At 72.9% G+C, this 16,264-nt stretch carries 17 protein-coding genes; 8 read left to right on the top strand and 9 right to left on the bottom strand.

The genetic code is table 11. The features are described 5' to 3' along the window. Window positions 1-21: 21 nt before the first annotated feature. Entirely contained in the window at window positions 22-1,644 is a 1,623-nt protein-coding gene (locus tag OP18_RS40935) for an acetolactate synthase (RefSeq protein ID WP_033364587.1), read from the top strand. A gap of 228 nt (window positions 1,645-1,872) precedes the next feature. Here the strand turns inward: OP18_RS40935 and OP18_RS40930 are convergent, their stop codons facing one another. The 3 genes from OP18_RS40930 to OP18_RS40920 are packed head-to-tail and all read right to left on the bottom strand — an operon-like array spanning window position 1,873 to window position 5,555. Further along, window positions 1,873-2,553, bottom strand: coding sequence for a phosphonatase-like hydrolase (locus OP18_RS40930; protein WP_033364586.1), 681 nt, complete (start codon window positions 2,551-2,553; stop codon window positions 1,873-1,875). Window positions 2,554-2,604: 51 nt separating this feature from the next. Then, window positions 2,605-4,116 carry a phospholipase D family protein gene (locus OP18_RS40925; protein ID WP_033364585.1) on the bottom strand — a complete coding sequence of 504 codons (1,512 nt, stop codon included), beginning with the start codon at window positions 4,114-4,116 and terminating at the stop codon, window positions 2,605-2,607. Continuing rightward, the gene (locus OP18_RS40920; protein WP_162189895.1) at window positions 4,113-5,555 is read right to left on the bottom strand and encodes a phosphatase PAP2 family protein; all 1,443 of its coding nucleotides are present in this window, start codon (window positions 5,553-5,555) and stop codon (window positions 4,113-4,115) included. Before OP18_RS40920 ends, OP18_RS40925 begins: the two co-directional genes overlap by 4 nt. A 37-nt stretch (window positions 5,556-5,592) precedes the next feature. Between OP18_RS40920 and OP18_RS58880 the strand changes: the two genes are divergently transcribed. Together OP18_RS58880 and OP18_RS58875 are read left to right on the top strand one after the other, a co-directional pair. Continuing rightward, window positions 5,593-6,408: a DUF1206 domain-containing protein gene (locus OP18_RS58880; protein WP_033364584.1), complete on the top strand. Its 816-nt coding sequence runs from the start codon at window positions 5,593-5,595 to the stop codon at window positions 6,406-6,408. Then, entirely contained in the window at window positions 6,405-7,340 is a 936-nt protein-coding gene (locus OP18_RS58875) for a diacylglycerol/lipid kinase family protein (protein ID WP_162189894.1), read from the top strand. Before OP18_RS58880 ends, OP18_RS58875 begins: the two co-directional genes overlap by 4 nt. Here OP18_RS58875 and OP18_RS40905 read toward each other — a convergent pair. The 3 genes from OP18_RS40905 to OP18_RS40895 are packed head-to-tail and all read right to left on the bottom strand — an operon-like array spanning window position 7,315 to window position 8,363. After that, entirely contained in the window at window positions 7,315-7,671 is a 357-nt protein-coding gene (locus OP18_RS40905) for a PLD nuclease N-terminal domain-containing protein (RefSeq protein WP_033364600.1), read from the bottom strand. The two genes, OP18_RS58875 and OP18_RS40905, sit on opposite strands and share 26 nt — an antisense overlap. Window positions 7,672-7,698: 27 nt before the next feature. After that, window positions 7,699-8,001, bottom strand: coding sequence for a DUF202 domain-containing protein (locus OP18_RS53790; protein ID WP_052388086.1), 303 nt, complete (start codon window positions 7,999-8,001; stop codon window positions 7,699-7,701). After that, window positions 7,998-8,363, bottom strand: a complete 366-nt coding sequence (locus OP18_RS40895; protein ID WP_033364583.1) for a YidH family protein — start codon at window positions 8,361-8,363, stop codon at window positions 7,998-8,000. The genes OP18_RS53790 and OP18_RS40895 overlap by 4 nt, the downstream gene beginning before the upstream one ends. Before the next feature lie 39 nt (window positions 8,364-8,402). On the opposite strand from OP18_RS40895, the gene OP18_RS40890 reads away from it, so the two are divergent. Then, window positions 8,403-10,928 (top strand): ABC transporter permease, encoded by a 2,526-nt coding sequence (locus OP18_RS40890; protein ID WP_033364582.1) that lies wholly within the window; start codon window positions 8,403-8,405, stop codon window positions 10,926-10,928. A 14-nt stretch (window positions 10,929-10,942) separates the two neighbouring features. On the opposite strand, the gene OP18_RS40885 is transcribed toward OP18_RS40890, so the two are convergent. Then, entirely contained in the window at window positions 10,943-11,128 is a 186-nt protein-coding gene (locus OP18_RS40885; RefSeq protein ID WP_156090140.1) for a hypothetical protein, read from the bottom strand. 179 nt (window positions 11,129-11,307) lie between these two features. Between OP18_RS40885 and OP18_RS40880 the strand changes: the two genes are divergently transcribed. Both OP18_RS40880 and OP18_RS40875 read left to right on the top strand, forming a co-directional pair. Further along, the gene (locus tag OP18_RS40880; protein ID WP_033364580.1) at window positions 11,308-12,087 is read left to right on the top strand and encodes an electron transfer flavoprotein subunit beta/FixA family protein; all 780 of its coding nucleotides are present in this window, start codon (window positions 11,308-11,310) and stop codon (window positions 12,085-12,087) included. A 14-nt stretch (window positions 12,088-12,101) separates the two neighbouring features. After that, window positions 12,102-13,052 carry an electron transfer flavoprotein subunit alpha/FixB family protein gene (locus OP18_RS40875; RefSeq protein WP_033364579.1) on the top strand — a complete coding sequence of 317 codons (951 nt, stop codon included), beginning with the start codon at window positions 12,102-12,104 and terminating at the stop codon, window positions 13,050-13,052. Between the two features lie 86 nt (window positions 13,053-13,138). Here OP18_RS40875 and OP18_RS40870 read toward each other — a convergent pair whose 3' ends face one another. Both OP18_RS40870 and OP18_RS40865 read right to left on the bottom strand, forming a co-directional pair. After that, complete coding sequence (locus OP18_RS40870; RefSeq protein WP_033364578.1) at window positions 13,139-13,999, bottom strand: anti-sigma factor; 861 nt, start codon at window positions 13,997-13,999, stop codon at window positions 13,139-13,141. Beyond that, a complete protein-coding gene (locus tag OP18_RS40865; protein ID WP_052388084.1) occupies window positions 13,953-14,573 on the bottom strand; it encodes an RNA polymerase sigma factor in 621 nt (206 codons plus the stop codon). Before OP18_RS40865 ends, OP18_RS40870 begins: the two co-directional genes overlap by 47 nt. A gap of 176 nt (window positions 14,574-14,749) precedes the next feature. Between OP18_RS40865 and OP18_RS40860 the strand changes: the two genes are divergently transcribed. Together OP18_RS40860 and OP18_RS40855 are read left to right on the top strand one after the other, a co-directional pair. Next, the gene (locus OP18_RS40860) at window positions 14,750-15,571 is read left to right on the top strand and encodes a DUF4397 domain-containing protein (protein ID WP_033364577.1); all 822 of its coding nucleotides are present in this window, start codon (window positions 14,750-14,752) and stop codon (window positions 15,569-15,571) included. Further along, window positions 15,571-16,242, top strand: coding sequence for a class F sortase (locus OP18_RS40855; protein ID WP_052388083.1), 672 nt, complete (start codon window positions 15,571-15,573; stop codon window positions 16,240-16,242). Before OP18_RS40860 ends, OP18_RS40855 begins: the two co-directional genes overlap by 1 nt. Window positions 16,243-16,264: the final 22 nt, after the last annotated feature.

Here is a 16,264-nt window from a genome sequence, read left to right as displayed (position 1 = left end):
AGAGCTGATCGAGGAGGGTGCATGACGCAGATCGACGGGCACGGCGGGGACCTGGCCCTCGCGGCGTTGCGGGGGTTCGGGGTCGAGGAGCTGTTCACGCTCTCCGGCGCCCACGTCTTCCCCCTGTACGACGCCGCCCACAAGACCGGCGTGCGGATCGTCGACGTGCGGCACGAGCAGTCGGCCGTCTTCGCCGCGGAGGCCGTCGCCAAGCTGCAGCGCCGCCCCGGCCTCGCCGTGCTCACCGCCGGCCCGGGCGTCACCAACGGCGTGTCGGGGCTGACCAGTGCCTCGTTCAACGGCGCGCCGGTCGTGGTGATCGGCGGGCGGGCGCCGCAGTTCCGCTGGGGCTCGGGCAGCCTGCAGGAGATGGATCACCTGCCGATCGTCCGGGCGGTGACCAAGCACGCGGAGACGATCTTCAGCACCGACGAGGTGTACGCCAGGATGCAGGCGGCGGCGCTGGCCGCGCTCACCCCCCACCGGGGTCCGGTCTTCGTCGACCTGCCGCTGGAGGTGGTGTTCTCCCAGGCGGACGGCGTCGAGGCGGCCGACGCTCCGGTGGTGCCGCACGAGGAGGCCGACCCCGAGGAGGTCGCGCGGGCGGTCCAGCTGCTCGCCGCCGCGCAGCGGCCCGTGATCATCGCGGGTTCCGACGTGTGGGCCGGTCACGCCACCGCGGCGCTGCGGGAGGCGGCCGAGGCGCTGCGCGTGCCCGTGTTCGCCAACGGCATGGGCCGCGGCACGCTGCCGCCGTCGCACCCGCTCGCGTTCTCCCGGGCCCGCAAGGCGGCGTTCGGCGGCGCGGACGTGATCGCCGTCGTCGGCACCCCGCTGGACTTCCGGCTCGGGTTCGGCGACTTCGGCGGGGCCCAGGTCGTGCACGTCACCGACGCGCCGTCGCAGCGGGCCGGGCACGTCACGCCGGCCGCCGCGCCGTCGGGTGACCTGCGCACGATCCTGGCGGCGTTCGCGTCGTACGGCGGGCTCGTCGCCGACCACGAGGAGTGGATCGAGGCGCTGCGGGCCGCGGAGGACGCCGGCCGGGCCCGGGAACAGCAGGCCCTGGAGGCCGACACCGACCCGATCAAGCCGAGCCGCGTCTACGGTGAGCTGCGCAAGGTCCTCGCCGACGACGCCGTCACGATCGGCGACGGCGGCGACTTCGTGTCCTACGCCGGCAAGTATCTCGAGCCGTCGCAGCCGGGCACCTGGCTCGACCCCGGTCCGTATGGCTGCCTCGGCACCGGCATGGGCTACGCCATGGGGGCCCGGGTGACGTACCCGGACCGCCAGATCTGCGTGCTCATGGGCGACGGCGCCGCGGGCTTCTCGCTGATGGACGTCGAGTCCCTGGTCCGCCAGCAGCTGCCGGTCGTGATCGTGGTCGGCAACAACGGCATCTGGGGCCTGGAGAAGCACCCGATGCGCAACATCTACGGCTATGACGTCGCCGCCGACCTGCAGCCGGGCCTGCGCTACGACGACGTGGTCAAGGCCCTCGGCGGCGCCGGCGAGACCGTGGAGAAGCCGGCCGACCTGGCGGGGGCGTTCGAGCGGGCGTTCGCCTCGGGCGTGCCGTACCTGGTCAACGTGCTCACCGACCCCGAGGACGCGTACCCGAGGTCGTCCAACCTGGCGTAGCGCCCTGACCGACATCCGGCCGCGGTGCCGGCGCCTGAGGAGGCGGCCGGCCCCGCGTGCCGCGGTGCGCGGTGGCCGGGTCAGGGCGGCGACCGCGTGCCCGCCGTGGGTTCCCACGACGGGCGTTGTCCGCGCGGACCTCACGGGCGGGAAACGGCCTTCCGGCGGAGCCGGGCAGTGCCGCGGAAGCCGAGCTGGTGTGCTGCGGTGTCGGCCCGTGGGGTCAGGTCACTCCAGGCCCAGGAGCCGGGGCAGCGACCCGATCGACCCGATCACCTCGTGCGCCCCCGCGGCCTGCAGCGCCTGGCGGTCCCCGGCGCCGGTCAGCACGCCGACGAGGAGGCCGGCGCCGGCGCGCTGGCCGGCGATCAGGTCCAGGGGGGTGTCGCCGACGACGAGCACGCGGCGGACGTCCTCGACGCCCAGCTTCAGCGCGGCGACCAGCATGAAGTCGGGGAACGGGCGGCCCCGGCCGGCGTCGGCGGGGGACAGCACCAGGTCGACCTGGCCCCACCAGCCCAGGGCGTCCATGATGGCTTCCTGGGTGGCGCGGGCGAAGCCCGTGGTCAGGGCGACCTTGATCCCCGCCGTGCGCAGCGTCTTGATGGCCTCGAGGGCACCGGGGATGGGCAGGACCGCGCCTTCGTCGACGAGCAGGCCGTACGCCTCCTCGAAGGTCTCGTTGGCGGCCTGGGCGCGCCGTTCGTCGCCGTCCAGCAGCAGGCGGAAGACCTCGATGCGGCTCTGGCCCATCGTCTTGCGCACGACGGCGAGCATCCGGTCGTGCTGCGGGGTGCCGGGCGCCACGCCCTCACCCGCGAAAGCGACCGTGAAGGCCTGCTCGACCAGGCCGTCGTCCCGCACCGTCGTCCCCGCCATGTCGATGCAGGCGAGCTGCCACGCTGTCATCGCGCCATATGAGCACGCCGATACGACAGGTTGGTGAACGGCGCAAAACGCTCAGAAGGCACCCTCCCGGCGCAGCTGCCGTGGCCTGCCGTCCGGGTCGTGGAGCGTGTTGTAGACCACACGCGCCCAGGTGGCGGTACGCGGGGGTACCCGCGGCGGGCGGTACGGCAGCAGACGGCCGGGCGGGCGGGGGCCGATACGGCCGCTGTCGTGCCACGCCTGCAGCGCCTTGGCGGAGGCGTCGAAGATCTCCTCGATCGGCCCGTCGGGCAGCTCGTCGAGCTCCAGGTGCTCCTTGCAGAGCCGTTCGCGCAGGCCGCGGGCGTAGTTGCCGGAGGGGTCCAGGACGGCGCAGGTGAGCTCCGAGTCGTGGGTCCACGAGCGCAGGGACACGTTGTCGGAGCCGGTCGTGACCCAGGTGTCGTCCACGACGCAGACCTTGGCGTGCACGTAGATCGGGACGCCCGCGGCGTTCTCCGGGCTGAACACGTGCAGCCGGTCGCCGCCCGCCTCGCGCAGGATCGACAGGGCGCGTTCCCGGCCGTACAGCTGCGGCATGCTGCCGATCTTGTCCGGCCGGTCCGGATGGCGCGGCACCACGGCGACGAGGTGCAGGCCAGGGTTCTCCCGCAGCGCGTCGGCGAAGCAGCCGGCGACCTTCGGCGACCACAGGTACTGGTCCTCCAGGTAGATCAGCCGCCGGGCCTTCCGGACCGCCTTGCGGTACCCGCGCGCGACGCTGAACTCGCCGTCCGGGGCGAACGGGTACCCGCCGCGCCGGTACGGGTACGTGCGCAGCAGCTGCACGCTGAGCTCGCCGGCCGGCGCGGGGTCGGGCAGCTGCGGCGGCAGCCGGTCGGGGTCGAGGTTCTCGTCCTCGACCTTGCCCTGGAACCAGTGCAGCGGGTTGCGCGACAGCGCCGACGGGTCCTCCCAGCGCTCCCGGAACGTGGTCTCGACCTGGCCGACCACCGGGCCGCGCAGCTCCAGCTGCACGTCGTGCCAGGGTGGCCGCTTGCCGTACTTCGGCGTGATCTCGATCGCCTGCGGGTCGCCCTCGTGGGCGGTGGTGTCCCGCCGGCCGTGACAGAGGTCGATGCCGCCGACGTACGCCCGGTCCAGCTCGGGCCGGCCGGGGTGGCGCAGGACGACCAGCTTCTGGTGGTGCGAGCCGCCGACGCGCACGCGCATGTCGCGCAGGCACTCGCCGCCCGCGGCCTCGATCTTGCGGGCGAAGCGCCGGTTCTCCGCCGCGCTGAACTGCAGCGCGTTCCAGTGCGACCGCCAGATCAGGCCCTTGACGCGCACCCCGCGGCGGGCCGCGTCGCACAGCACCTCGCCGATCGACGGGCCGTTGCGGCTCACCTTCTGGCTGGCGTCGCCGCGCCAGTCGGTGAACAGCAGCAGGTCCCCGCGTTCCATCCGTTCGATCGCGGCGTACAGCTCGGCGAAGTACTCCTTGCCGTCGATCAGCGGCCGGACGGCGTTGCCGTCGGTCCACGCGGTGATCCTGGTGTGCGGGTTGCCCCGCTCCTCGTCCGTGAGGAACCAGTCCTGGCTCATCGTGCGGCCTTCGCGTCCTCGAGGTCGCTGACGGGCTCCGGCGCGTCCTCCTCGCACGGCTGCTCCGCCAGGTCACAGTTGGGCTTGACCAGCCAGTACGCGGCACCGAGCCACAGCGCGGACAGCAGCGCGCTGCCGACGATGTCGGTCGGATGGTGCATGCCGCGGTACATGCGCGACACGGCGACCCACGCCGGCATCGCCACCGCCAGGGCGAGGAACGCCCACCGCCACCAGGCCCGGGTCCTCGGCATGACCAGCACGGCCGCGGTCGCCCAGATGAGGATCGTGGCGGCGACGTGGCCGGAGGGGAAGCTCGACGTCGGCATCGGCCCGTCCATGTTCTCCACGTCGGGCCGGGCCCGGTCGACGATCGCGGCGCTGGCCAGGAACAGGCTCAGCTCGCCGAACATGACCGTGAGCAGGAAGATCACCGGGCGCCAGCGGCGGATCGCGGCGAGGGACACCGCACCGATGGCCAGGCCGATCGCGAGGATCGCGTGGGTGTTGCCGACCTCGCTGCCGACGATGCTCACGTGCCCGAGCACGTCGCTGCGATTGGCGGCGAACCAGTGCGGGATCGTGGTGTCCCACAGGATGTTGCCGTTGCCGTCCTCGTACCGCGCCAGGGGCAGACCGACCACGACCAGCGCGCCGAACGTGAAGACCCAGGCGACGGCGCCGAGCGCGAGAGCGCGGGCGGTGCCGGACCGGTGCTCGTGCGGCTCGGTGGGGCGCAGGTCGTCGGCGGCCTCCGGCTCCAGACCCTCCTCGAGCGGCTCGGTGACGCGCCGGCCCTCGTGGGCCCGCAGCAGCTCGAACGCGGTGGCGCACAGGCCGATCCAGGCGATGCCCAGCGACCAGCCGCCGATCACGTCGGACAGGAAGTGCACGCCGAGCGCCAGGCGGCTGAAGCCGACCAGCAGGACGATCGCGCCGACGCCGATCACGGCCGCCCGGCGCCAGCGGGGGCGCAGCGCCGGCAGGAACACCAGCAGCAGCGCCGTGTAGCAGATCAGTGAGTTGAGCGAGTGGCCGCTGGGGAAGCTGTTGCCGCCGCCGTGCGCGACGGGCTGCTCGACGACCGGCCGCAGCCGGCCCACCGCCAGCTTGAGCGTCGGGTCGAGGATGAGCCCGCCGACGGTCGTCGCGACCAGGAACCCGGCGAGCTTGTACTGCTTGCGGACCAGCACCAGGGTGGTGCCGATCACGACCAGCCAGGCCATGACGCCGAAGCTGCCGAGCCGGCTGATGCCACCCATCAGCGTCACCAGGAAGTCACTCGGCGCGACGGCCTCGTTGAGCTCCTCGGCGATGCCCCGGTCGACGGACTCCAGGGGCACCCAGCGGACCCGTACCGCAATGATCAAAATGCTGAACAGCAGCGCTGCGCCGCCGAAGCCGGCCATGCGCCACAGGGCGGATCTCTGCGTCCTCACGTTTGCCAACATGCCCAGTCGGGGGAAAACGAGAAACATGACCCCCGCCGATACAGCGCACCGCGCCACGCAGAGCGACCTGTTCAGAACGTTGACCAAGGTCGGGTTCATCGGATACGGACTGCTGCACCTCGCGCTCGCCTGGGTGGCGGCGCAGATCGCGCTCGGCGAGGGCGCCCAGGAGGGTGACCAGTCGGGTGCCTTCCAGAAGCTCGCTGAGCAGCCGTTCGGCAAGGCCCTGCTCTGGTTCACCCTGGTCTGCCTGGTGGCGCTGGCCCTGTGGCAGGCGGCGCTGGCGATCTGGGGCCACCGCGACGTGCAGGGCAAGGAGCGGGTCTGGGAGCGGGTCGCCTCGGCCGCCCGGGTCGTCATCTACGCCGCCCTGGCCTGGACCGCCGGCCGGGTCCTCACCGGCTCGCCGTCCTCCAGCGCCGACAAGCAGCAGGAGGCCACCGCGGGGCTCATGGCCAAGCCGGCCGGCGCCTGGCTGGTCGGGCTGATCGGCCTGGGCGTCCTCGCGTTCGGCATCGGGATGATCTGGTACGGCTGGAAGCGCAAGTTCGAGCGCAAGCTGAACTTCGGCACGGCGGAGCCCAAGACCCGCAAGACCGCGATCAGGGCGGGGCAGATCGGGTACGTCGCCAAGGGCATCGCGTTCGGCATCGTCGGCGTCCTGCTGGTGCAGGCCGCGGTCACCAACGACCCGGGCAAGTCCCGCGGCCTGGACGCGGCGCTGCACACCCTCGCCGCCCAGCCGTACGGCAAGTTCCTGCTGCTCGCCGTCGCCCTCGGCGTCGCGGCGTTCGGCGTGTACTGCTTCTTCCAGGCCCGGTACCGCAAGGTGGGTACGTGAACGTTCCACAGCGCGCGGCGGTGATCGTCAACCCGTCGAAGGTCATCGACCTCGACGAGCGGCGCAAGGAGATCTGCGAGCTGCTCGCGGAGGCGGACTGGCCCGAGCCGCTCTGGCTCACCACGACCCCGGAGGACCCGGGGTGCGGCATGGCGGTGCAGGCGGTCGACGCGGGCGTCGACGTGGTCCTGACCTGCGGCGGCGACGGTACCGTGATGGCCGTCGCCTCCGTGCTCGCCGGCACCGACGTGGCCCTGGCGCTCGTGCCGTCCGGCACCGGCAACCTGCTGGCCACGAACCTCGGCGTCACCCGCGACGTGCGGGCCGCCGTCGAGGTGGCGATCCACGGCGACCGGCGCCGCATCGACGTCGGCATCGTCGACGGCGCCGACACCAGCACCGGCCACCCGGGCACGTTCACCGTGATGGCGGGCATGGGGTTCGACGCGGAGATGCTGGAGGCCACCCCCGACACGGCGAAGCGCAGGTTCGGCTGGCTCGCCTACGTCGCGGCCGGCGCGCGGAAGCTGCGCAGCAACCGGGTGCCGATGCGGATCCGGCTGGACGGCGGTCGCTGGATCCGCCGCCGGGCCCGCAGCGTGCTCGTCGCCAACGTCGGCCGCCTGCAGGGCGGGATCCCGTTGCTGCCGGACGCCGCGCCCGACGACGGCTGGCTGGACGTGGCGGTGCTGACGCCCCACGACATCACCGACTGGGTGAGGCTCGGGTGGGGCGTGATCATGCGCCGGGGCGGGAGCCCACAGCTGGAGACGTTCCGGGCGAAGAAGGTCGAGGTGCACACCGACCGCGAGCAGCCCCGGGAGCTCGACGGCGACGTCGTGGCCCCGGCCCGCCTGCTCGTGGCCCGGATATCACCCGCCGCGCTCCTGCTCTGCGTGCCGCCGGCTACCCCTCGTCCTCCCGCCGTTTGAGGTCCTCTTCCCAGCGGCGCAGCAGCTCGGCGTCGTCGCGGGCACGGCTGGTGTCGATGCCCCGCAGGAACTCGGGGTCGTCGTCGGGTGCGAGCGGCTTCGCCGGCCGGCGGCGCGGGCCGGCCGAGGCGACCCCCGCGTGCTGCTCGGTCGTGAGCGGCCGCCCCGCGAAGAACCAGGCGATCACGCCGACGACGGGCAGCAGCAGGATGACGAGGCACCAGAGGACCTTCGGCAGCCCTCGGACGTCGTCGCGGTCCGTGGACAGGCAGTCGATCAACGCGACCAGCGTTGCGACCAGCACGATGAGAAAGGGCAGTGCACGTCCCATGGCGCCATCATGACGCAGTGGAGCACCCTATGACACCAGCAAGAGGGTGCCCGTCACGCAGTACAGGAGGATGAGCCCGACGACGAGCGGCAGCGTGCGGCGCATCGGTCGGGTGAGCGAGCGGATTCTCACCCGGGTGAGGTGAACCGCGCCGGCCCACGTGAGACCGACCGCCGCGACCGCGGCGGGCGCGAAGGGCCGCGGCGCCTCGACCGCCGCCAGCCTGGCCAGCAGCAGCGCCAGCACGGTGAAGGAGACGCCGGTGCGCCGCCACGCCAGCATGGTCCGCTCCAGCTGCGCGCCGGGCGGGTCGTCGCGGGCCGGCGTCACAGGAACGTCGCCACGAGCAGGGCGACCGCGCCGATCGCGACGATGAGCGCGAGGATGCCGGGGAAGCGGGACGGCGGCAGCGCCTCACCCAGCCGCATCGCCCGTTCGCTGCGCGCCCAGTGGTCGATCGCGCGGACCGCGACCAGGCCACCGAGTGCGAACAGCGACACCGCGATCACCACCCGCAGCCGGTGCCCGGGCAGGAACTGCGCGACCGCGAGCCCGCCGCCGACCAGGGCGAGCGCGGTGCGCAGCCAGGCCAGGAACGTGCGCTCGTTGGCGAGGGAGAAGCGGTAGTCGGGCGTGGTGCCGACGGAGCGCACCTCCTGCGGATCGAACCAGCGTCGGATGATTGCCCACATCGACTTCATTGTCAGACTCCCTAGGTACAGTCGCGGCCGATGCTGCGAACAACTCTCGCCGGGCTGCGTGCCCACAAGCTTCGGCTGCTGCTGACCGCGACCGCCATCATGATCGGTGTCGGGTTCCTGGCCGGCACGCTGGTGTACGGCGACACGGCGAAGGCCGCGTTCTACGACGACCTGGCCAGGGCCGCGAAGCACGTCGACGTCTCCGTCGGCTCGTCCGGCTTCAGCGAGTCCGGCCAGCGGTTCGACCCCGGCATCGTGGCGCAGATCAAGGCCGTGCCCGGCGTGGCGCACGCCGACGGCCGGATGGCCGAGCGGCTGCCGATGCTCGACCGCGACGGCCGGCTGATCTCCTACCTGGGCCGCATCGGCTGGGCGCTGTCCACGCCCGGCGACGACTACCTGTCGATGTACGACATCGGCACCGGCCGGCAGCCGCAGCGCCTCGGCGAGATCGCGGTCGACGACACCACCGCGCGGATCTACGGGTTCCAGGTCGGCGGGAAGGTCTCCGTCGTCGGCCCCGACCAGAAGCCGGTCACGCTCGACCTCGTCGGGATCATGGACCTGGGCGCCAACAAGCGCTTCGCGGGCTTCACGGTCGCCGCGCTCACCCCCGAGGACATGCGCACGCTGACCGGCGCCGACGGTTACGCCCAGGTCGTGGTGTCCGCGCAGCCCGGCGTCTCGCAGCGGCAGCTCGCCGACCGGCTGGAGGCGCACCTGGCCGGCCGGGCCTGGGTGACCACGGGGGAGGAGCTGCGCGCCGACTACGCCGTCGCCGCCGCCAAGTACGTCGACGGCTTCCTGATCGTCATCTTCGGCTTCGGGCTGATCGCGCTCGCGGTGTCGGTCTTCGTCATCTACAACACGTTCGCGATCCTGGTCGCCCAGCGGATCCGGGAGCTGGCGCTGCTGCGCTGCGTCGGGGCGTCCCGGCGGCAGCTGTTCGGCTCGGTGATCCTGGAGGCCGTCGTCGTCGGCGTCGTGGCCTCCCTCGGCGGCCTGCTGGTCAGCGCCGTCGTCGGTGAGGGGCTGCTCATCGGCCGCAACGCGGTCGGCAGCGGCGTGCGGGTCGACCGGCTGATCATCACCCCCACCACGGTGCTGGTCGGCGTCTTCGCCGGCACGCTCTTCACGGTGGTCGCGTCGCTGCTGCCGGCCGCCACGGCCAGCCGGATCCCGCCGATCGCCGCGCTGCGCACGACCGCCCTGTCGGAGGTGGCGCCCGGTCGGCGGCTGCTGCGGATCGTGCTCGCCGCGGTGCCCGCCGCGGCAGGTGGGCTGCTCATGCTCGCCGGGACGCGGGTGCCGGGGTTCAGCGGCGTGCCGATCGTGTTCCTCGGCGCGATCGCGGTCTTCACCGGCATCGTGATCGCGGCGCCGCTGATCGTGTCGCGGCTGACCGCCTGGGCGGGCTGGCTGCCGGCGAAGCTGTTCGGCGCCGCCGGCCGGCTCGCCTTCACCAACGCGCTGCGCAACCCGAAGCGGGTCGCGGCGACCACCAGCGCACTCATGGTCGGCCTGGCCCTGATGAGCGTCTTCAGCGTGCTGCTGGCGACCGCCCGGGCCCAGGCCGAGCAGGAGCTGGACGAGAACTTCGCCGTCGACTACATCATCAGCGGCGTCTACACCCCGAACGGGCAGAGCCGGAAGGTGCCCCTCGCGGTGACGGCGACCCTGCGCGCCCGCGGCGAGCTGGCCGCGGTCGCCGCCGCCCGCAGCCGCGACGGCGACGTCGACGGGCGCAGCGCCGAGATCTGGTCGATGGAGCCGGGTGCGCTGGACACCGTCCTGCGCCCCGAGATCACCGCGGGTTCGGCGGGCGCGCTCAAGCCCGGCACCGTCGCCCTCAACCGGTTCTTCGCCGACGCGATCGGCGCGCGGGTCGGCTCCGAGGTGCGGGTCAGGTCGCTGACCCTCACCGTCGCCGCCCTGTACGACGACGCGCCCACCGACGGCCAGGCGCTGCTGGACTGGAGCGACTACAGCACCGTGTTCGGCCCCGGCGATCCCGACCAGGTGCTGGTCAAGGCCGCGGAGGGGGTCGCGCCGGAGGACTCGCGGGCGGCGGTCGACGCCTCGCTCAAGGAGGCGCCGCTCACCCAGGTCAGCAGCCAGGCCGAATGGCGGGCCCGGATCACCGGCACCCTCGACGAGCAGCTCGGCGTCTTCTCCGCGCTGCTGGGCATGTCGATCGTGATCGGGCTGACCGGCATCGCCAACACCCTGGCCCTGTCGGTGCTGGAGCGCACCCGCGAGTCGGCGCTGCTGCGGGCGCTCGGGCTGTCCCGGGGCCAGCTGCGCGGGATGCTGATGCTGGAGGCGATGCTGATGGCCCTCGTCGGCGCGGTCGTCGGCGTCGGCTTCGGCGTGCTCGTCGGCGTCTCGGCGTCGGTCGGGCTGATCCGCCAGTTCGGCCACGGGCATCCCGTGGTGCCGTTCGGGCAGCTGCTGCTCTACGTGGTCATCGCGGCCGTCGCCGGCGCGGTCGCCGCGGTGCTCCCGGCCCGCCGGGCGGCCCGCACGCAGGTCGCCGCGGTCATGGTGGACGACTAGTCGCCGGCGTCCGGCTACACGGGCATGTGCCAGAGGTCGCGGACGGTCTCGGTCACGCAGTGCTCGCGGGCGCGGCCGCAGGTGCACAGGTGCCCGTCCGGCTCCTCGCAGGGCCGGTGTGTGACCTTTTCCGCAGCGTGCCGGGCGACCGCCGCGGAGAGCGGCCGCGCGGGCTCGACGAGTCCGGTGTTCTGTGACATTTCCCCCACCCCCGCCTTCAGGGTGAACCGCCGGGTGACACTTTTCACGGCGCTCCGGAACCTACTCTTGAGTAACATCGCAGAGGCGAACCGGTTACCGCCTGGGATGAGCCGTAACGTGGGGCGCAAGTCGGCCGCGAAGGCGCGGCGACTGTCAAGCAGGAGGACCTCGGACCACGATGAAGATCGTCGTACTCGTCAAGCAGGTGCCGGACTCCGGCGCGGACCGCAACCTGCGCAGTGATGACAACACCGTCGACCGCGCGTCGGCCAGCAACGTGATCAACGAGATGGACGAATACGCCATCGAGGAGGCGCTGCGCCTCCAGGAGGCGCACGGCGGCGAGGTGGTCGTCCTGACCGTCGGCCCCGACCGTGCCACGGAGTCGATCCGCAAGGCCCTGTCGATGGGCCCCGACTCCGCCGTCCACGTCGTCGACGACGCGCTGCACGGCTCGTGCGCCGTCGCCACCTCGAAGGTGCTGGCCGCCGCCATCGCCCAGCAGGGTGCCGACCTGGTCATCTGCGGCGCGGAGTCGACCGACGGCCGAGTGCAGGTGATGCCGCACATGATCGCCGAGCGGTTGGGCATCGCGGCGCTGACCGGCGCCCGCAAGGTGACCGTCGAGAACAGCTCGGTCACCATCGAGCGGCAGACCGACGAGGGCTACGAGGTCGTCACCGCGTCGACCCCCGCCCTGATCAGCGTGTGGGACACGATCAACGACCCGCGCTACCCGTCGTTCAAGGGCATCATGGCGGCCAAGAAGAAGCCGCTGCAGACCCTGTCGCTGGGCGACCTGGGCATCGCCGCGGGCGAGGTCGGCTTCGACGGCGCGACCAGTGCCGTGGTCGAGCACAGCAAGCGGCCGCCGCGCCAGGCCGGCAACAAGATCGACGCGGGTGACGACGGCGGCAGCAAGCTCGTCGAGTACCTGGCCTCCGAGAAGTTCGTCTAAGGGAGATCGGAACCATGGCTGAAGTACTGGTCGTCGTCGAGGCCTCCCAGGGTGCCGCCAAGAAGGTCACCCTCGAGATGCTGACCCTGGCCCGGACGCTGGGTGACGTCTCCGCCGTCGTGCTCGGCGGGTCGGCGTCGGCGCTCGCCGACAAGCTCGGCGAGTTCGGCGCCACGAAGATCTACGCCGCCGAGGGCGAGGACCTCGACGGGTACCTCGTGGCCCCCAAAGCCACCGTGCTCGCGTCGCTGATCCAGCGGGTGTCGCCCGCCGCGGTCCTCATCGCCTCCAGCCAGGAGGGCAAGGAGATCGCCGGCCGGGTCGCCGTCAAGCTCGACAACGGGCTGCTCACCGACGTCGTCTCGCTGGACGCCGACGGGACCGCCACGCAGGTCGTCTTCGCCGGCTCGACCATCGTGAAGTCGAAGGTCACCAAGGGCCTGCCGATCGTGACGGTCCGGCCCAACTCGCTCACCCCGACCCCGGCGCCGGCCACCCCGTCGGTCGAGCAGGTCGAGGTCGCGCTGACCGACAAGGACAAGCTGGCCCAGGTCGTCGAGCGCAAGGTCGAGGCGAAGGGTGCCCGCCCCGAGCTGGCCGAGGCCTCGATCGTCGTCTCTGGCGGTCGCGGCGTGGGCAGCGCCGACAACTTCAAGCTGGTCGAGGAGCTCGCCGACCTGCTCGGCGGCGCCGTCGGCGCGTCCCGCGCGGCCGTCGACTCGGGCTTCTACCCGCACCAGTTCCAGGTCGGGCAGACCGGCAAGACGGTGTCCCCGCAGCTGTACGTGGCGCTCGGCATCTCCGGCGCCATCCAGCACCGGGCCGGCATGCAGACCTCGAAGACGATCGTCGCGGTGAACAAGGACCCCGAGGCGCCGATCTTCGAGCTGGCCGACTTCGGCGTGGTGGGCGACCTGTTCAAGGTGGTCCCGCAGGCCGCCGAGGAGATCCGCAAGCGCAAGTAGCACCCGGACCGCGATGAGGGCCGCCCACCAGCCGGTGGGCGGCCCTCAGCCTGTGCGGTGGGCCCGCGCCTGTGCGCGGGCCGCTGTCACGGCAGGGTGCCGCGCAGCAGGCTCTTGCCGGAGTGGGTCGCGTCGCCGTCGTGCGGCTCGGCGGAGATGTCGACGATGTTGAACTTGCGCAGGTCGAGCGAGCCGGGCACGGTCAGCTCCTGGTCGGCCTTCGCGCCCATCACGCCGAGCGCCTGCATCCGCAGGCCCGGGCCCTGCAGGCTGGTCGAGTCCAGCAGCCACGCCTCGTAGTCGCCGTCGGCCTGCGCCGGCATGCCCTCGGCGTGCACGACCAGCTTCCGCTCGCCGTCCACGGTCACCAGGCAGGCGAACCCTCCCGCGCCCGCGGGTGCGCCCGGCAGCGCCTCCAGGGACACCCGGGGCGCGCCGGCCGGGCAGGACGCCACGGTCGTCGCCGGCCGGTCGTCCCGCAGCACCAGCGCGGTGCCGGCCGCGGCGGCGATCCCGGCGACGGCGGCGGCGATCGCGGCGACGACGGCGGTGGCGCCCCAGCCGGGTGCCCGCCGTCCTGCCGCCTTTCGGGCACGCCGCCGCCCGACCTCGTCGATGCCGCCGTTCACGGCACCGTCCCCGGCCGGTGCCGGGCGCCCACCGTCCGTGGTCCTCGCCGGTGGATCGGTGTGCAGGGTCACCGCCGGCGGCGGGGTGCCCCGGTCGGTCGCCGCCAGCTCCGCCCTGATCCGCTGCCACACGTGCTCCGGCGGTGGAGGCAGCTCCCGCAGCCGCTGCGTCTGCCGGGCCAGGCCGGCCACGTCGCGCAGCTCGTCCATCTCGGTGCGGCACTGCCCGCACGCGTCGAGGTGGCCGGTCTCGTGCTGGTCGAGGGTGCCATCACCGAGCGCCAGAAGTACCAGCCGCTCGGGCTCCAAATGTGACACCGTCCACCTCCCATCGGCTGCGTAGTCTCGCCATCCCGCGGCGCAGGTGACTCTTCACCGTGCCCAGGGGCAGGCCCGTCACCGCCGCGATCTGCGGGTGGGTGAGGTCGTCGTAGAACGCCAGCTCCAGCACCCGCCGCTGCTCGCCGGGCAGCTGGGCCATCTCGTCGGCGACGACCAGGCGGTCCACCACCCGGTCCGGCGGCGCCTCCACGTCCTCGGCGGGTGCCATGCGGCGCACCGAGTCGGTGATCCGGTCGTCGCGGGCCATCGCGCGGATCTGGTCGACGACCTTGCGCCGGGCGATCCCCAGCAGCCAGCCGAGCATGGAGCCGCGCGCCGGGTCGAAGCCCTCCCGGCCGAGCCAGGCCGCCACGAACGTGGCCTGCGTGACGTCCTCGGCGTCCGTCGTGCTGGCCAGCCCGCGCGCGGCGAGGTGGAACACGGCGGGGCCGTAGCGCTCGTACGCCTGCCGCAGCGCACGCTCGTCACCGGCGCGGAACAGCGTGGTGAAGCCGTCGTCGCCGTCGGTCGAATGCTCGACGCTCGTCGAGCTCACGGTGGTTGCCGCCATCGCACAGGCACGTCCTGAAGCTATCGCATCTGACAGGGGACTTGCGCATACGTGTTCGGCGCGGACGGGTCCGGCGGATGCACTTCGTGGTCATTTCCACTCGGCGCATCCGCTTTCCGGACGGCCGGCGAATCCCTGGCCGTCAACACCACTTCCGACCAGGAGGAGCTCCAAAGATGCGCATTCGCAGGACGCTTGCCGGGCTCGCGGTCGCCGCGGCGGCCACGATCGGCGCCGGTGCGGTGGCCGCCACGCCGGCGCACGCGGCGGGGCCGTCGAAGGTCTCGGTCGTGCACGGCATCCCCGGCCAGCCGGTCGACGTGTACGTCAACGGCAAGAAGACCCTGGACAACTTCCAGCCCTCCACGGTCGCCGGCCCGCTGGACCTGCCGGCCGGCAAGTACGACATCGTGCTGGTGAAGCCGGGTGACCCGGTGAGCAGCCCGATCCTCAAGGTCGACCAGGCCGCGGTCCCCGCGGACGCCAACATCACCCTGGCGGCCCACCTGACCGCCGACGGCAAGCCGACCCTGACGCCGTTCGTCAACGACGTGAGCAAGATCGCAGCCGGCAAGGCCCGCCTGGTCGTGCGGCACACCGCGGCGGCGCCCGCGGTCGACGTGCGCGCCAGCGGCCAGCCCGTGTTCAAGAACCTGACCAACCCCAACGAGGCGAAGGCCGACCTGGCCGCCGGCTCGGTCAGCGCCGACGTCGTGCTCGCCGGCACCACCACCGTCGCGATCCCCGCGGCGAACCTGACCCTGGCCGAGGGCACCTCGACCATCGTCTACGCGGTCGGCTCCGCCGAGGGCAAGACGCTCGGGGTCGTCGCGCAGAAGATCGAGGGCCTGCACTCGACGCCGGGTGGCGTGCCGAGCGGCACCGGTGGCCTGCTCGAGCAGCCGACGCCGTGGGGCTGGTACGCGGTTGCCGCCGCCGCCCTGGTCGCCCTCGCGGGTGCCGGGACGGTCGCGATCCGCCGCCGGGCGCACGCCTGATGCACGGCAGGACGGGCGCGCCCCGGGGCCACGGCCCCGGGGCGCGCCGGGCGCTGGTCGTGCCGGCGGCGGCCCTGCTGCTGGCGCTGACGGCCTGCTCGCAGGACCCGCCGCCGAGCGTCGGCGGCGCGGCCGCGTCGGCGCTGGCGAGCTCTTCGGCGGCGCCGACCGGCGGGGTCCCGGTGCAGGCCGGGGCGCTGCCGAGCGCGGCGGCCACCGTCGCGCCGACGCGGCTGCGGATCGACCGGCTGAAGCTGGCCGCCCGGGTCGACGCGGTCGGCATCGACGCCGCGACGGGTGACTTCGCGGTCCCCCCGAGCGTGGACGAGGTCGGCTGGTACCGCTTCGGGCCGGGCCTGGAGGCGACCGCCGGCTCGATCGTGATCGCCGGGCACGTCGACAGCGCCGAACAGGGCAAGGGGGCATTTTTCAGACTGCGCGAATTGACGCCGGGGGATGCGCTGGTGGTGACGGGCAGTGACGGGGTGAGCCATACGTTCACGGTCGTGGCCAGGGAGATCTTCGCCAAGACGGCCGTCCCGCTGGAGCGATACTTCGCCCGGGACGGTGCGCCGAGGCTCACACTGATCACGTGCGGTGGTCCGTTCGACGCCAGGACCCGCCACTACCGTGACAACGTGGTGATCACCGCGCAACCGGCAGCGCGGTAAGGAGCGGGCGGCCGTTAGGCTT

Origin of the sequence: Dactylosporangium aurantiacum (assembly GCF_000716715.1) — a bacterium.
GTDB classification, from domain to species: domain Bacteria; phylum Actinomycetota; class Actinomycetes; order Mycobacteriales; family Micromonosporaceae; genus Dactylosporangium; species Dactylosporangium aurantiacum.
This window is presented reverse-complemented; position numbering and strand designations above follow the sequence as displayed.